12 protein-coding genes are annotated in these 15,529 nt (G+C 75.4%); all 12 read right to left on the minus strand.

Features of this window, described 5'->3' with window-relative positions; genetic code table 11:
* Positions 1-124 precede the first annotated feature (124 nt).
* The 12 genes from AC4H2G_RS15330 to carB all read right to left on the minus strand — a co-directional run bounded on the left by AC4H2G_RS15330 (position 125) and on the right by carB (position 15,527).
* Entirely contained in the window at positions 125-1,852 is a 1,728-nt protein-coding gene (locus AC4H2G_RS15330; RefSeq protein ID WP_494366597.1) for an RsmB/NOP family class I SAM-dependent RNA methyltransferase, read from the minus strand.
* Entirely contained in the window at positions 1,849-2,805 is a 957-nt protein-coding gene (gene fmt, locus AC4H2G_RS15335; RefSeq protein ID WP_494366598.1) for a methionyl-tRNA formyltransferase, read from the minus strand. Before fmt ends, AC4H2G_RS15330 begins: the two co-directional genes overlap by 4 nt.
* Before the next feature lie 154 nt (positions 2,806-2,959).
* Positions 2,960-3,616, minus strand: coding sequence for an HAD family hydrolase (locus AC4H2G_RS15340; RefSeq protein WP_494366599.1), 657 nt, complete (start codon positions 3,614-3,616; stop codon positions 2,960-2,962).
* Entirely contained in the window at positions 3,613-5,958 is a 2,346-nt protein-coding gene (locus AC4H2G_RS15345; protein WP_494366768.1) for a primosomal protein N', read from the minus strand. Before AC4H2G_RS15345 ends, AC4H2G_RS15340 begins: the two co-directional genes overlap by 4 nt.
* A 133-nt stretch (positions 5,959-6,091) precedes the next feature.
* A complete protein-coding gene (gene metK, locus AC4H2G_RS15350; protein ID WP_494366600.1) occupies positions 6,092-7,291 on the minus strand; it encodes a methionine adenosyltransferase in 1,200 nt (399 codons plus the stop codon).
* A gap of 60 nt (positions 7,292-7,351) precedes the next feature.
* Positions 7,352-8,644 (minus strand): bifunctional phosphopantothenoylcysteine decarboxylase/phosphopantothenate--cysteine ligase CoaBC, encoded by a 1,293-nt coding sequence (coaBC, locus tag AC4H2G_RS15355; RefSeq protein ID WP_494366601.1) that lies wholly within the window; start codon positions 8,642-8,644, stop codon positions 7,352-7,354.
* A gap of 60 nt (positions 8,645-8,704) precedes the next feature.
* Positions 8,705-8,986: a DNA-directed RNA polymerase subunit omega gene (rpoZ, locus tag AC4H2G_RS15360; protein WP_251150943.1), complete on the minus strand. Its 282-nt coding sequence runs from the start codon at positions 8,984-8,986 to the stop codon at positions 8,705-8,707.
* 180 nt (positions 8,987-9,166) lie between these two features.
* Positions 9,167-9,832 (minus strand): guanylate kinase, encoded by a 666-nt coding sequence (gmk, locus tag AC4H2G_RS15365; RefSeq protein WP_494366602.1) that lies wholly within the window; start codon positions 9,830-9,832, stop codon positions 9,167-9,169.
* Positions 9,825-10,136 (minus strand): integration host factor, actinobacterial type, encoded by a 312-nt coding sequence (gene mihF, locus AC4H2G_RS15370; RefSeq protein WP_494366603.1) that lies wholly within the window; start codon positions 10,134-10,136, stop codon positions 9,825-9,827. Before mihF ends, gmk begins: the two co-directional genes overlap by 8 nt.
* A 165-nt stretch (positions 10,137-10,301) precedes the next feature.
* A complete protein-coding gene (locus tag AC4H2G_RS15375; protein WP_494366604.1) occupies positions 10,302-11,183 on the minus strand; it encodes a tyrosine-protein phosphatase in 882 nt (293 codons plus the stop codon).
* Between the two features lie 91 nt (positions 11,184-11,274).
* Complete coding sequence (gene pyrF, locus AC4H2G_RS15380) at positions 11,275-12,144, minus strand: orotidine-5'-phosphate decarboxylase (protein WP_494366605.1); 870 nt, start codon at positions 12,142-12,144, stop codon at positions 11,275-11,277.
* On the minus strand, positions 12,141-15,527 hold the full coding sequence (carB, locus tag AC4H2G_RS15385) for a carbamoyl-phosphate synthase large subunit (protein ID WP_494366606.1): 3,387 nt from the start codon (positions 15,525-15,527) through the stop codon (positions 12,141-12,143). The genes pyrF and carB overlap by 4 nt, the downstream gene beginning before the upstream one ends.
* Positions 15,528-15,529 lie beyond the last annotated feature (2 nt).

Here is a 15,529-nt window from a genome sequence, read left to right on the forward strand (position 1 = left end):
TCGGACTATCCCGACACCGACGATAGCGGGATATCCCGACATGCGCCAGAGCGGGATATCCCGACATCGCGGACTGCGGGTGGAAAACGCCGTTACTGAGCACGGCCGAGCGTGCTCGAGCGGCTCAGCGGGCCGGAAGGCGCCGCAGGAGCGTCAGGTGCATCGCGTCCGTGCCGTGGACGTGCGGCCACAGCTGGACGTCCTGCCGGTCCCCCAGCTCGATCGCCTGCCGCGCGTCGGGGCGGACCACGCCCCGCACGACGGCCGGGGCGTCGAGGAGCTCGACGTCGTCGCGCCGACGCACCACGTCGGCGACGACCACCTGCGTCTCGGCGAGGTGCGGCGAGCACGTCACGTAGGCGACCACTCCCCCGGGCCGTACGGCGTCGAGCGCGGACGCGAGCAGCGCGCGCTGGAGCCCGGTGAGGACGGCGAGGTCGCCGGGCGTGCGCCGCCAGCGCGACTCGGGTCGCCGGCGCAGCGCGCCGAGGCCGGTGCAGGGCGCGTCGAGCAGCACGCGGTCGTAGGCGGCGGGCTCGTCCTGCCCGACGTCGCGCCCGTCCCCGGTCCGCACGGCCTCCACGGCCTCGGCCGGCACGGCCGCGAGCGCCTTCTCGACGAGGCGGGCGCGGTGCGGCTGGACCTCGTTGGCGACGAGGCGTGCCCCGCGCTCGGCGGCGAGGGCGCCGAGCAGCGCGGCCTTGCCGCCCGGTCCGGCGCACAGGTCGAGCCAGCGGGCGTCCGGGCCGGCGGGCGCGTCGTCCGTGATGCCGTCCGGGCCGGCGAGCGGCGCGGCGGCGAGGGCGAGGGCGACGAGCTGGCTGCCCTCGTCCTGCACGCCGGCGCGTCCGTCGCGCACGGCGCCGTAGGCTGCGGGGTCGCCGCCCTCGAGGACCAGTGCCGTCGGGGCCCACCGGCCGGGGGCGGTGCGGGCGTCGGCGAGCTCGTCGGGGTCGGCGAGGCCGGGGCGGGCGACGAGCGTGACGCGGGGCGCGTCGTTGTCGGCGGCGAGGAGGTCGGCGAGCTCTTCCGGGTCGCGGCCCACGCCGGCGAGCGCGTCGCGCAGCGCCCGCGCGACCCACAGGGGGTGGGAGCCGCTGGCCGCGAGCGCCGTGAGCTCGTCCGGGGCGTCGGCGGCGATCTGGGCGAGCCAGTCGTCGAGGGAGGTGCGCGCGACGCGGCGCAGGACGGCGTTGACGAGCTGGGCGCTGCCTGCGCCTGTGCACGCGCGGGCGAGCCCGACCGTCTCGGACACGGCGGCGTGCTGCGGGACCCGCATCCCGAGGAGCTGGTGGGCGCCGAGGCGCAGGATGTCGAGGACGGGCGGGTCGAGGCGGTCGAGCGGCCGGTCGAGGCACCGCGCGAGGATCGCGTCGTAGCGCCCGCGCAGGCGCAGGGTGCCGTAGGCGAGCTCGGTGGCGAACCCGGCGTCGCGACCGCGGATCTCGCGCTGGCGCAGCAGCGGGGGCAGCACGAGGTTGGCGTAGGCGTCGGAGCCGTCGACCTCCCGCAGGACGTCGAACGCGGCGGTGCGCGCGGGGTCGGTGCCCTTGCGGCGCTGCGAGGGGGCGACGGACGAGCGGCTCGCCTCGCCGCGGGAGCGGGCGGCGCCGCGCTGGCGTCCGCGGGCGTCGCGGCGGGCGTCGTCGGCACCGGCGCCACCGCGTTCGCCCCGGTCGGCGCTCGAGGACGGCGTCGAACGGGTGTTCGACGCGGCCCCACCCCGGGGGGACCGGTTCGAACGCGCGTTCGATCTGCTGGGCCCGGCGGAGCCTCGCCCGGCGCCGCCGCTCGAACGCGCGTTCGACCCCTCGTCGCCGCGACGGTCGTCGGACCCGCGTGCCCCGCTCATGCCGCCACCTCCGCCGCGCCGAGCACGAGGCCCTCCGGAAGCCGTGCGCCGCGCGCCCAGTCGGCGGCGGGCATGTGCTTCTTGCCCCCCGGTGCGACGTCGCCGAGCTGGACGGCGTGCGTGGCCGTGCCGACGAGCACCTCGCGCTTGCCCGCCCGCACCGCACCGGGTGCGAGGTCTGTGACGTCGGGGCGCGGCGTCACCGCGCCGAGGCCGAGGCGCGTCGGACCTCCCGACGCGTCCGGGACGGTCGTCCACGCGCCCGGGGCGGGCGTGCAGCCACGCACGAGGCGGTCGACCGCGAGCGCCGGCACGTCCCAGCGCACGCGCGCGTCGGAGGTCGTGAGCTTCGCGGCGTGGGACACGCCGTCGGCGGGCTGGGGCTCAGGACGCAGCGTGCCGTCCTCGAGCGCGTCGAGCGTCGCGACGAGCAGGCCGGCGCCCGAGACGGCGAGACGGCCGAGGAGGTCGCCGGCGGTGTCGCGGGGACGGATCGTCTCGGTCGTGGTCCCGAGGACGGGCCCGGTGTCGAGGCCTTCCTCGAGGACGAACGTCGTCGCGCCCGTCACCTCGTCGCCGGCGATGATCGCGCGCTGCACGGGGGCCGCACCGCGCCAGGCCGGCAGCACGGAGAAGTGCAGGTTCACCCACCCGTGCCGCGGCACGGCGAGGACCTCGGGGCGCAGGATCTCGCCGTACGCGACGACGGGTGCCGCGTCGATCTCCAGGTCGCGCAACCGGGCGAGGAACTCCTCGCCGCGCGGGCGCCCGGTGAGGACCGGGACGCCCGCCTCCTGCCCCCGGACCCGCACGGGGCTCGGCGTCAGGCGCCGCCCACGTCCCGCCGGCGCGTCGGCGCGCGTGAGCACGGCGACCACCTCGTGGCGCGAGTCGAGCAGGGCGTCGAGAGAGGGAACCGCGGTGTCCGGGGTTCCGGCGAACAGCAGGCGCATGGGCCCGAGTCTAGGTGCCGGGCCCCGGGACGACGGCGGCGGCAGACGGGGAGCGGCCGGGTCGGGCGCGGCGGGAGCGGGAAGGGCCGGGCCCGGCCGCGGAGGGACCGGGAGGGCCGGGAGTGCGATCAAGCGGTACGACCGGCGGGAACGATCAGGCCGGGCCGGGTGGAGCGACGTCGACACCGAGCCCGCGGAGGACGCGACGGAGTCCGGCCGTGCCCCGGAACAGGTGGGTGCGCAGACCGAGCGCGGCCGCGGCATCGACGTTCGCCGGGCCGTCGTCGGTGAACAGGGTGCGTCGCGGGTCGAGGCCGAAGCGCTCGATCGCGCGCTCGAAGATCGCCGGGTCCGGCTTCGCGAGACCTTCCCTTCCGGACACGAGGACGTCGTCCAGGCGCGTGGTCGCGGGGGCGGCGGTCGCGGCATGGTGGAAGAGCTCGGCGGACCAGTTCGTCAGGCCGTACAGGCGCAGACCCAGGGCGCGCAGCTCGTCGACGAGCTCGGCCGATCCCTCCACCGGTCCGGAGAGCGTGGCCGTGAAGTGGGTGAGGTACCGGTCGAGCAGGTCGACGTGGTGCGGGTGGCTGCGGGCCACCTCCGCGCGGGCCTCGGCCCACGTCGCCCCCGCGTCCCGTCCATGGTTGAGGGCGGGGAAGTCGACGTCCGTGAAGAACGTCTCGACGACCTCGGCGTCGTGCCCGTCGTACGCGCGGTACGGGTCCCAGCCGACCAGGACGTTGCCGAAGTCGTACAGCACGGCGTCGACGTCGGGCGCAGCGGCGTCCGTCTCGCGGTAGCGGTCGGTCACAGGATCTCCTTCGGGTCGAGCTGCACACGGACGGAACCGCTCTCGCGACGGGCCGAGCGCACCGCGAGCGACGCGGCGAGCTGGCCGGCCAGGTCTCTCCCGTCCCGGTGCGGGACGCGCACGACGGCCCGGACGGGGCGCCCCGCGCCTCCCGCGAGGTCCGGTGCGTCGTCGCGCCGTGAGGGGGCGACCTCGACCGGGCCGAGCACCGTCTCGGGACCGGCGAGGTCGACACGGTCGAGGACGGCCGCCACCGCGGCCCGGTCGCCGCTCACGGCGGCGATGCGCACGGCCGGGGGCAGCGCGAGCTCGGCGCGCTCGTCGAGCTCGCGGTCGGCAAGGCCCGCCGGGTCCCACCGGACGAGCGCGTTGGTCGGGGCGGGCGCGGCGTCGCCGACGAGGAGCACCTGACCGCCGTCGCCCGCCGGGCGCACGAGCGACGCCGCGGCGAGCCAGCGCGCGAGCGCGTCCTGCGCGACGTCGAGCCCGACGTGCGCCGTGCTCACCGCGGCGTCCAGCAGCAGGGCAGCCGTGTACCCCCCGTCGGCGACCGGCTCCGCACCGGGCGTCGCGACGACGAGGGCCGGTTCGCCGCCCACCGCGGCCAGCACCCCGCCCGCCGCCCCCGCACCGGACATCCGCACCGGCACGCCGGGGAACGCGCGGCCCAGCTCCTCCGCCGTGCGCTGCGACCCCACGCGGACCGAGCGCAGACCCGTCCAGTGGCACTCGGGGCACGACCAACCGCCCGCGAGCGCCCCGCACCACGCGCACTGCGGGGCAGCGCCCGGCCCGGGCAGGGCGAGCGGGCCGTGGCAGGCCGTGCAGCGCGCGGGCGTGCGGCAGCGCGCGCACGCGACGACCGGCAGGTACCCCGACCGCGGCACCTGCACCAAAACCGGTCCGTGCTCGAGCGCGGACCGGGCGGCGCGCCACGCCGCGGTGGGGATGCGGGCCGCCGCACCCGGGCCCTCGGCGGCGAGCTCGACCGACGTCAGGGCGCGCACACGCGGCGCCCGGGAGCGCACGACATCACGGGAGGCGGCGAGCTCGTGCGCCCAGCTGCGCGCGAGCAGGGCGTGCCCCGCGACGGTGCGCCCGTGACCGCCGAGCAGGTACGCCGCGCCCTCCTGCTCGCTGCGCAGCGCGAGCACCTCCCGTGCGTGCGGGTACGGGGCGCGCGGCTCGGCGAGCGTGTCCTCGCCGTCGTTCCAGCACACGACGAGCCCCAGGTCCGCCACGGGGGCGAACGCCGCCGCTCGCGTGCCGACGACGACGCGCGCGAGCCCACGGCGGACCGCGAGGAAGCCCCGGTAGCGCGGGGCGGGACCCTCGTCGGCCGTCAGCCGCACGACGTCCCCACCGCTCGCCGCGTCCCACGCCTCCAGCCCGGCGGCCTCGAGCGCGGCGCACACCTGGTCGACGTCGCGGGCGTCCGGCACGACGACGAGCGCGCCGCGTCCGACGCCCCGCACCACGCGCACCGCCTCAGCGACCGCCGCGGCCCAGTGCGTCACGGGCAGGGCCGCGTCCGGGGTGCGGCGCCGGCCCTTGCCTGCGGACCCTGCCTCAGGGGCCGGTCCGCCGTCGGTGCCGGTGCGGTCCGGCGCGGGGGCGAGGCCCGGCAGGGCGGTCCAGACGGCGCGCGGCGCCCCGCCGCGCGCGAGGTGGGCGAGGAACGCGGGCCCCGCGCGGTAGGCGCCCCACACCGCGGGCGTCCCGCGACCAGCGGGCGGCGACGCCGCGCCGGGCGTCGGGCCGGGCGTCGTGGTCGTCGTCACCGTCGTGGCTCTCGTCGCCGTCGTCGTCGCGCCCTGCGCGGGAGCGCCCTCCGCGACGTCGCTGCCGGCAGGCGCCTGGGCCGTCGCCGCGTCCAACCCCTGCTCGGCGCGCGCGTGGCGGGGCGGGACCGCGAGACGCAGCACGTCCGGCAACGTGCCCGCGTACAGGTCGGCGACGGACCGCGCGAGCTGCAGCGCCTGCGGCGTCAGCACCGGCTCCGGCGAGACCACCCGGCGCAGCGGCTGGAGCCGCCCGTCGTGCTCGGAGCGGTCGAGGCGTGCCATGACGTAGCCGTCGACGTCACGCCCGGCGAACCGCACCTTGACGCGCACACCCGGCTGCGCGGCGTCGGACATCGCCGCGGGCACGAGGTAGTCGTACGGGCGATCGAGGTGCGCGGGCGCGAGGTCGAGCACCAGCTGGGCGACCGGGAGCTCGGTGGCGATCTCCAGCGCCCCCACGGGCGTCGTGCGCCGAGGCGCCCTGGCGCCGGGCACGTCGATCCCCGGGAGCGCGTCCTGGACCGTGCGCGCGGGGTCGCCGACGCCCTCGCCGTTCACGTCCCGCAAGGACACGCTCCCTGCCGTATCCCGAACGGTCCCGTCCTCGCTGCTCACGACCTCATCCCACCACGGCCCACCCGCACGGCCAGGGCCGGGCGCGACGGGCAGGACGTGAGGGTCGGTGCGACGCTCAGACGACGGACTGCAGGGCCGCGACGCGGTCCGTGCGCTCCCAGGTGAAGTCCGGCAGCTCGCGGCCGAAGTGCCCGTAGGCCGCCGTCGCGGCGTAGACGGGACGCAGCAGGTCCAGGTCGCGGATGATCGCCGCCGGGCGCAGGTCGAAGACCTCGCGGATCGCGGCCGCGATGCGCTCGACCGGCACCGTCTCGGTCCCGAACGTCTCGACGTACATGCCCACGGGGTGCGCCTTGCCGATCGCGTACGCGACCTGCACCTCGCAGCGGCGCGCCAGGCCGGCAGCGACCACGTTCTTCGCCACCCAGCGGGTCGCGTACGCGGCCGAGCGGTCCACCTTCGACGGGTCCTTGCCGGAGAACGCGCCGCCGCCGTGGCGGGCCATGCCGCCGTACGTGTCGACGATGATCTTGCGGCCCGTGAGCCCGGCGTCGCCGCGCGGGCCGCCGATGACGAACGTCCCCGTCGGGTTGACGAACAGCCGCGTCTCGCGCGTGTCCAGGTCGACCCCCGCGGCCTCGAGCACCGGCGCCACGACGTCCTCCGCGATCAGCCGGTGCAGCTTCTCCTGGACCACGTCCGGGTCGTGCTGGGTCGACAGCACCACGGTGTCCAGCGACACGGCCCGGTCGCCGTCGTAGCCGATCGTCACCTGCGTCTTGCCGTCCGGCCGCAGACCGGGGACCGTGCCGTCGCGACGCACCTGGGAGAGGCGCTCCGCGAGCCGGTGGGCGAGCCAGACCGGCAGCGGCATGAGGCTCGGCGTGTCGTCGCTCGCGTACCCGAACATCAGGCCCTGGTCGCCCGCGCCCTGGGCGTCGAGCGGGTCGTGACCCGCGGCCGCGTCGTCGCGCTCCTCGAGGCTCTTGTCCACCCCCTGCGCGATGTCCGGGGACTGCTGGCCGATCGACACCGACACGCCGCACGAGTCCGCGTCGAACCCGATCGCGGACGACGTGTACCCGATGCGCCGCACGACGTCGCGCACGACCTGAGGGATCTCGACGTACGCGTCGGTCGTGACCTCCCCCGCGACGTGCACGAGCCCGGTCGTGACCATGGACTCGACCGCGACGCGCGACGTCGGGTCCTGCGCGAGCATCGCGTCGAGGATCGCGTCCGAGATCTGGTCGCAGACCTTGTCCGGGTGACCCTCGGTGACGGACTCGGACGTGAAGAGACGGAGATCAGCCATGGCGCACAGCGTACCGTCCCGCAGGATGGGCGCAAGCATCCGAAAGGTGAGACTCCCGGCTCAGCGCAGGACCGCCCCGGCCCGCGTCACGACGGCGTCCCACACCGCGTCCGCGACGTCGCGCTTCGTGCCCGACGCCGTCGCGACGACCTCTCCCGCGCCGTCGACGATCGTCACGTCGTTCACGTCGACGCCGAAGCCCCGCCCGTCGCCCACCGCGTTGACGACGAGGAGGTCGGCGCCCTTGCGCCGCGCCTTCTCCCGCCCGTGGTCGAGCACCGAGCCGTGCCGGTCCCCCGTCTCGGCCGCGAACCCCACGACGACCTGGTCCGCGCGCAGACGCTCGTGCGCGAGCTCCGCGAGCACGTCCGGGTTCTCCACGAGCACGATCGGCGCGGGGCCCTGGCCCGGGACCTTCTTGATCTTCGCGTCCGGTGCGCTCGCCGGACGGAAGTCGGCCACCGCCGCGGCCATGACGACGACGTCGGCCGTCGCGGCCGCGGCTCGCACGGCCTCGCGCAGCTGCGCGGTCGTCTCGACCGGCACGACCTCCAGCTCGGGGAGCGGCACCGCGCCGGCCTGCGCCGGTGGCGTGCCGTCGTCCAGCACCTGCGCGTCGAGGTTCGCGGCCACGAGCGTCACGCGGGCCCCGCGGGCGCGTGCCGCCCACGCGAGCGCCACGCCCTGGCGGCCGCTGGACCGGTTGCCGATGAACCGCACCGGGTCGATCGGCTCGCGCGTGCCGCCGGCGGACACCACGACGCGCAGCCCGGCAAGGTCCTGCACCGACGCCGGGCCCTCGACCGGAAGCGGGTCCGCGACGTCGGCGCCGGTCACGATCCCGAGGGCCACGCGGGCGATCTCCTCGGGCTCGGGCAGGCGACCCGGACCGGTGTCCGCGCCGGTGAGCCGGCCCGAGGCCGGCTCGATGACGTGCACGCCCCGGGCCCGCAGCGTCGCGACGTTCGCCACCGTGGCGGGGTGCTCCCACATCTCCGTGTGCATCGCGGGGGCCATCACCACCGGGCAGCGCGCCGTGAGCAGCGTGGACGTGAGCAGGTCGTCCGCACGCCCCGTCGCTGCGCGCGAGACCAGGTCGGCGGTCGCCGGCGCCACGACGACGAGGTCCGCGCCCTGGCCGAGCGCGACGTGCGGCACGTGCGCCACGTCCTCGAACACCTGGTCGGTCGCCGGCTCGGCCGACAGCGCCTCCCACGTCGGCGCGCCCACGAACCGTAGGGCGGACGCCGTGGGCACGACCCGCACGCGGTGGCCCTGCTCGCGCAGCAGGCGCAGCAGCAGCACGGCCTTGTACGCCGCGACACCGCCGCTGACGCCGAGCACGATCCTCATGGGGCTCCTCGCGCAGGCGACCGCCCCACCCGGCAGGAGCCGGGCGGGGCGGTCGGTGACTCAGTCCTCGGAGCCCTCGGCGGGCTCGGAGCTCTCGATCGTCAGGAGACCGGCGCTGATCTCGCGCATCGCGATCGACAGCGGCTTCTCCTGGTTGCGCGTCTCGAGGAGCGGGCCGACGTTCTCCAGCAGGCCCTCGCTCAGCTGCGAGTAGTACGCGTTGATCTGACGCGCGCGCTGCGCCGAGTAGATGACGAGCGCGTACTTCGAGTCGACGTGCTCGAGCAGGTCGTCGATGGGCGGGTCGGTGATGCCCTCGGGGGCGGCGACGGTTCCGGACACAGTTCGCTCCGTGGGGTTCTCGGGTCCTGCAGCCGGTCGCTGCAGCGGTTTCGTGCGGTGGTGCGGCGCGCAGAGGCTGATGTCACGGCCGAGGATGACGCCCGTGACGCCCGTGACACCTGTGACGGTCGTCCCGGGGGGTGAGCGGCGGCGGCTCGCCGCACGCACCGACCTCCCAGTCTACTCCGTGCGCGCCGCCGCTCGGGGCGCACCGGTCCCGCGTGCCGGCCCGGCGGCGGGTCCGGCGTCGACGGGACGCGGCTCCAGACCCATCACCCGGACGAGCTCGTCGGTCGCGCGGTGCACGTCGTCGTTGACGATGACGTGGTCGAACTCCGACTCCGCCGCGAGCTCCACGCGGGCCGTCGTCAGACGCCGCTCCCGCTCCTCCGCGTCCTCGGTGCCGCGCCCCACGAGGCGGCGGACCAGCTCGTCCCAGCTCGGCGGCGCGAGGAACACGAACCGGGCCTCGGGCATCGACGCCCGCACCTGCCGTGCCCCCTGCAGGTCGATCTCCAGGAGCGCGGGCACCCCCGCGGCGAGCCGGTCCTCGACCGCGCGCCGCGGGGTGCCGTAGCTGTTGCGACCGTGGACGACGGCCCACTCGAGCAGCTCGTGCTCCGAGACCATGCGGGCGAACTCGTCCGTGCCGACGAAGAGGTAGTGCACGCCGTCCACCTCGCCCGGGCGGGGGTCGCGCGTCGTCGCCGACACGGACAGCCACACCTCCGGGTAGCGGGCGCGGATGTCTGCGGACACCGTGCCCTTCCCGACGGCGGTCGGTCCCGCCAGGACGGTCAGACGGGCAGGTCGGGGCGCGGGCGGATGTGCGGAAATGTCAGCCAAACCTCTCGATGAGGGCCGCGGACTGGTGGGGGCCGAGGCCGCGGACACGTCGTGTCTCGGCGATCCCGATCTCCTCCATGATCGCGCGAGCCTTCACCTTACCCACGCCGGGCAGCGACTCCAGCAACTTGACGACCGGAAGCTTGCCGATCATGTCGTCCGTCCGCCCGCGCTCGATGACCTCCTTCAACGAGCCCTGGGAGTACTTCAGGCGGTTCTTCACCTCGGCGCGGACCCGTCGGGCCTCCGCGGCCTTCTCGAGCGCGGCCGCGCGCTGTTCTGGGGTCAAGGGTGGAAGTGCCACTCAAGTCACCTACTCGTCGTCAGGCGGATGGGCCCACTCTGCCGGATCCGCGCGGGTACCGCACGCCGGGTCGTCCCGGCCCACCTGCGCGGACGTCGGTCCTTCGAACGTAGCGACCCCGGGCACGGCAGGCAACGACCCGGCACCCGCGCGTCGTGCGGGCCGTCAGGCGACGAGCCGCGCCACGAGCGCGCGGCGCACGTCGTCCGTGACGCCGCAGGCCGCGAGATACCCGTCGATGTCGCCGTGCTCGCGCTCCGCGAGCTCCCACGCGCTGCGCAGGTAGTCGGCCTCGACCGTCAGGAGGGGGGCGAGCGCTGCCGCGTCGAGCCCGGGGATCGGCGGCACGACGGCGGCGAGCCCGTCGGCGGCGGCGGCGCTCGCGAGGTACTCCGTCATCCGGTCCTCCGCACCGACGCCCGCGACGTGCTGCGCGAGCGCGACGACCCACCCCGTACGGTCCTTCCCGGCCGAGCAGTGCACCACCACAGCCCCCGGCGCGGCCGCGAGGTCCGCGAGGACCTGGCCGACCGTCGCGCGGATCCCCGCGTCACGGACGAACGTCTCGTAGACGCCCAGCATCATCCGACGGGCGACTGCGGCGGGCTCGGGTGCGGTGACGAGGCTCGCGACGAGCGCCGCCGGGTCGGCCGACCGGGCACCCCCCGACGGCGCCCCGAGGCCGCGGGCCGGGTCCATGCCGCGATGCAGCACCGTGACCCCGCCCGGGACGACGTCCGCCCCGTCGCGCGCGAGCTCGTCGTCGCCGCGCAGGTCCAGCACCGTCGTGACCCCGAGGTCGGCGAGAGCCGCCTGGCCGCCCGCGGTGAGGCGCGACAGGCTCGCCGTGCGCAGGAGGACCCCCGTGCGCAGCGGGTCGGTGCCCTGCACGGGCACCGCACGACCACCGACGTCGCGTGCGTTCCAGGTGCCCTCGATCTCCAGCGCCCCGGGCACGACAGGGCTCCGCGAGGCGGTCGGCGCGCCGAGGGGCGGGATCGCGGCGGACGGGGCGGTGGCGCGCGTCGAGGCGTCGTCGGTGCTCATCCGCGCATTCTCGCAGGCAGCGGCGGCGGCGACCATGTCGTGGGGCTCGTCGACCAGGTCGGAGCGCACCGCCGGCGTGCGTCAGCAGGCGTCAGCCGCGCAGCGCCGCGGTCGCCTCGTCCGACGCCGCACGCGCCGCCGCGCGCAGCGCCGCGACGTCGGGTCCGGCACGCAGCACGCCGCGCGAGCTCGAGGCGAGAACCTGGCTCCGCGCCGCACCGAACACGGCGGCGAGCTCGGCCGCTCCGGCGCCCTGCGCGCCCACGCCCGGTGCGAGCAGCGGACCGTGCACCGCGGCGAGGTCGGTCCCGGTGCGGGCCGCGGCGTCGCCGACCGTGGCACCGACGACGAGACCGACCGACCCGAGCGCGTCACCCGCGTCCACGGCCGGCGCGTTGAGCAGTGCCGCCTCGCGCGCGACCTGCGCCGCCACGGTCTCGACGCCCACCCCCGCACCGCGGCGCGCGTGCTGCACCTCTTGACCCTCCTTGTTCGAGGTCAGGCACAGCACGAACAGGCCCCGTCCCGAGCCCAGCGCGAGGTCGACCGCGGGCCGCAGCGACCCGAACCCGAGGTACGGCGAGACCGTCAGCGCGTCCGCCGCGAGCGGCGAGCCGTCCCGCAGGTACGCGTCGGCATACGCGGCCATCGTCGAGCCGATGTCGCCGCGCTTGGCATCCATGACGACGAGCGTGCCCGCCGCCCGGGCGGCCGCGAGGACATCCTCCAGCGCGGCGACGCCGCGCGACCCGTGCCGCTCGAAGAACGCCGACTGCGGCTTCACGGCCGCGACGCGGCCGCCCACCGCCTCGACGACACGCAGACCGAAGTCGCGCAGCCCGGACGCGTCGTCGGGCAGGCCCCACGCCGCGAGCAGCTCGGCGTGCGGGTCGATCCCCACGCAGAGCGGCCCGTGGTCGTCCATCGCCGCCGCGAGGCGCGCGCCGAACGCCGTGCTCACGCGCCGACCTGCTGCCCGAGGACCGCCGCCGGCGCCTGCGTGCGTGCCGTCGCCGCCGCGAGCCCGGTCCCGTTCATGTGCTCCTGCAGGCTCGCGACCTCGAACGGACCCGCGAGGACCGCCTCGATGCCCTGCACGGCCGCGGCGAGCTGGTCGACCGTCGTCGCGATGGGCTTGTCCGCCGCGGTCGTGGCAGCGCGGATCTCGTAGCCGTCGGCGCGCGCGCCCTGCCCGGACGGGGTGTTGATGACCATGTCCACCTCGCCCGCGGTGATGAGGTCGACGATCGTCGGCTCCCCGTCCGGGCCACGGCCCGACGAGAACTTGCGCACCACGGTCGACGCGATGCCGTTGCGGCGCAGCACGCTCGCCGTGCCGGTCGTCGCGAGGATCTCGAAGCCGAGCTCCGCGAGACGCTTGACCGGGAAGACCATCGAGCGCTTGTCGCGGTCGGCGACCGAGACGAACACGCGGCCCGACGTCGGCAGGCCGCCGAACGCCGCCGCCTGCGACTTCGCGAACGCGAGCGGGAAGTTCCGGTCGAAGCCCATGACCTCGCCGGTCGAGCGCATCTCCGGGCCGAGGACGGTGTCGACGACGGTGCCGTCCGCCGTGCGGAACCGCTTGAACGGCAGCACGGCCTCCTTGACGGCGATCGGCGCGTCGAGCGGCAGGTCGCCGCCGTCACCGTGCGCCGGGAGGACGCCCGCCGCGCGCAGGTCCGCGATGGAGTCGCCGACCATGACGCGCGCCGCGGCCTTCGCGAGCGACGTGCCCGTCGCCTTCGAGACGAACGGCACGGTCCGCGAGGCGCGCGGGTTCGCCTCGAGCACGTAGAGCACGTCGGACACGAGCGCGTACTGCACGTTGAGCAGGCCGCGGACGCCGACCCCCTTCGCGATCGCCTCCGTCGAGCGGCGGATGCGCTCGATCTCCTGCTCGGACAGCGACACCGGCGGCAGGACGCATGCCGAGTCGCCCGAGTGGATGCCCGCCTCCTCGATGTGCTCCATGACACCGCCGAGGAACATCTCGGTGCCGTCGTACAGCGCGTCGACGTCGATCTCCATCGCGTCGTCGAGGAACCGGTCGATGAGCAGCGGCGCGGGCAGCAGGCCGCCTGCCGTCCGCTCGTCGGCCGCAGCGGCCGCGAGGGCGCGCTCGACGTACTCGGTGAGCTGGTCGACCGAGTAGACGATCTCCATGCCGCGCCCGCCGAGCACGTAGGACGGGCGCACGAGCACCGGGTAGCCGATGCCGTCGGCGACCTCCTTCGCCGCCTCGAGCGTGCGGGCCGTCCCGAACGCCGGCGCGGGCAGTCCCGCCTCGACGAGGACGCGGCCGAACTCGCCGCGGTCCTCCGCGGCGTCGATCGCCTCGGGGCTCGTGCCGAGGATCGGCAGGCCGGCGTCGGCGAGGCGCTGCGCGAGCGCGAGCGGCGTCTGGCCGCCGAGCTGGACGATGACGCCCTTGACCGGACCGGCCGCGAGCTCGGCCTCGTAGACCTCGAGGACGTCCTCGAACGTCAGCGGCTCGAAGTACAGGCGGTCGGAGGTGTCGTAGTCCGTCGAGACGGTCTCCGGGTTGCAGTTGACCATGACGGTCTCGTACCGCTCGCGCAGCGTGAGCGCCGCGTGCACGCACGAGTAGTCGAACTCGATGCCCTGACCGATGCGGTTCGGGCCCGAGCCGAGGATGATGACCGCCTCGCGCTCGCGCGGGGCGACCTCCGTCTCGAGGTCGTACGACGAGTAGTGGTACGGGGTGCGCGCCGCGAACTCCGCCGCGCACGTGTCCACCGTCTTGTAGACGGGGCGCACGCCGAGCGCGCGGCGCACCTCGCGGACCGTCGCCTCCCCCGCCGGCCCCATGCCGCGCAGCCGCGCGACCTGGACGTCGGACAGGCCGTGCTTCTTCGCCTCGCGCAGCACGTCCTGCGTGAGCGCCGGCGCGTCCGCCACCGCGGCGGCCACCTCGTTGACGAGCTGGATCTGGTCGAGGTACCACGGGTCGATCTTCGTCGCGTCGAACACCTGCTCGACGCTCGCGCCGGCGCGCAGCGCCTGCTGGACGCCGATGATCCGGTTCTCCGTGGGACGCGCGATCTGCGTCAGGAGCGCGTCGAGCTCCGCGCCCGCCACGGGCTCGCCGTCCCAGTGGAACACCGAACCGCCCTTGTCGATCGAGCGCAGCGCCTTGCCGAGCGCCTCGGTGAAGTTGCGCCCGAGCGCCATCGCCTCGCCGACGGACTTCATGGTCGTCGACAGGGTGTCGTCCGCGGCCGGGAACTTCTCGAACGCGAACCGCGGCACCTTGACGACGACGTAGTCGAGCGTCGGCTCGAACGACGCCGGCGTGACCTGCGTGATGTCGTTGGGGATCTCGTCGAGCGTGTACCCGACGGCGAGCTTCGCCGCGATCTTCGCGATAGGGAACCCGGTGGCCTTCGACGCGAGCGCGGACGAGCGCGAGACGCGCGGGTTCATCTCGATGACGATGACGCGCCCCGTCTCGGGGTGCACGGCGTACTGGATGTTGCAGCCGCCGGTGTCGACGCCGACCTCGCGGATCACCGCGATGCCGATGTCGCGCAGCCGCTGGTACTCGCGGTCCGTGAGCGTGAGCGCCGGCGCGACCGTGATCGAGTCACCGGTGTGCACGCCGACCGGGTCGACGTTCTCGATCGAGCACACGACCACGACGTTGTCGTTCTTGTCGCGCATGAGCTCGAGCTCGTACTCCTTCCAGCCGAGGATGGACTCCTCGAGGAGCACCTCGGTGGTCGGCGAGTAGTGCAGGCCCTGGCCGACGATCCGTCGCAGGTCGGTCTCGTCGTAGGCGATTCCCGAGCCGAGGCCGCCCATCGTGAAGGACGGGCGCACGACCATCGGGTAGCCGAGGTCGTCGGCCGCGGCGAGCGCCTCGTCGACGGTGTGGATGATCGCCGAGCGCGCGGACTCCCCGCCGCACTTGGCGACGACGTCCTTGAACTGCTGGCGGTCCTCGCCCTTCTCGATCGCGGCGATGTTCGCCCCGATGAGCTCGACGCCGTACTGCTCCAGCACGCCGGCCGCGTCGAGCGCGATCGCGGCGTTGAGGGCGGTCTGGCCGCCGAGGGTCGGCAGGAGCGCGTCGGGCCGCTCCTTGGCGATGATCGACGTGAGCACCTCGGTCGTGATCGGCTCGACGTAGGTCGCGTCGGCGAACTCGGGGTCCGTCATGATCGTCGCCGGGTTCGAGTTCACGAGGACGACCCGCAGGCCCTCCTCCTTGAGCACGCGGCACGCCTGGGTGCCCGAGTAGTCGAACTCGCAGGCCTGGCCGATGACGATCGGGCCGGACCCGATGACCAGGACGCTGGAGATGTCGGTTCTGCGAGGCACGG

Source organism: Cellulosimicrobium sp. BMG9.23 (genome assembly GCF_059159985.1).

Coding starts and splice junctions, on each gene's coding strand:
- fmt (WP_494366598.1), bottom strand. CDS start 2,805: ATGCGCCTGCTGTTCGCCGGAACCCCGGACACCGCGGTTCCCTCTCTC.
- coaBC (WP_494366601.1), bottom strand. CDS start 8,644: ATGAGGATCGTGCTCGGCGTCAGCGGCGGTGTCGCGGCGTACAAGGCC.
- metK (WP_494366600.1), bottom strand. CDS start 7,291: ATGGCTGATCTCCGTCTCTTCACGTCCGAGTCCGTCACCGAGGGTCAC.
- AC4H2G_RS15330 (WP_494366597.1), bottom strand. CDS start 1,852: ATGAGCGGGGCACGCGGGTCCGACGACCGTCGCGGCGACGAGGGGTCG.
- AC4H2G_RS15375 (WP_494366604.1), bottom strand. CDS start 11,183: ATGAGCACCGACGACGCCTCGACGCGCGCCACCGCCCCGTCCGCCGCG.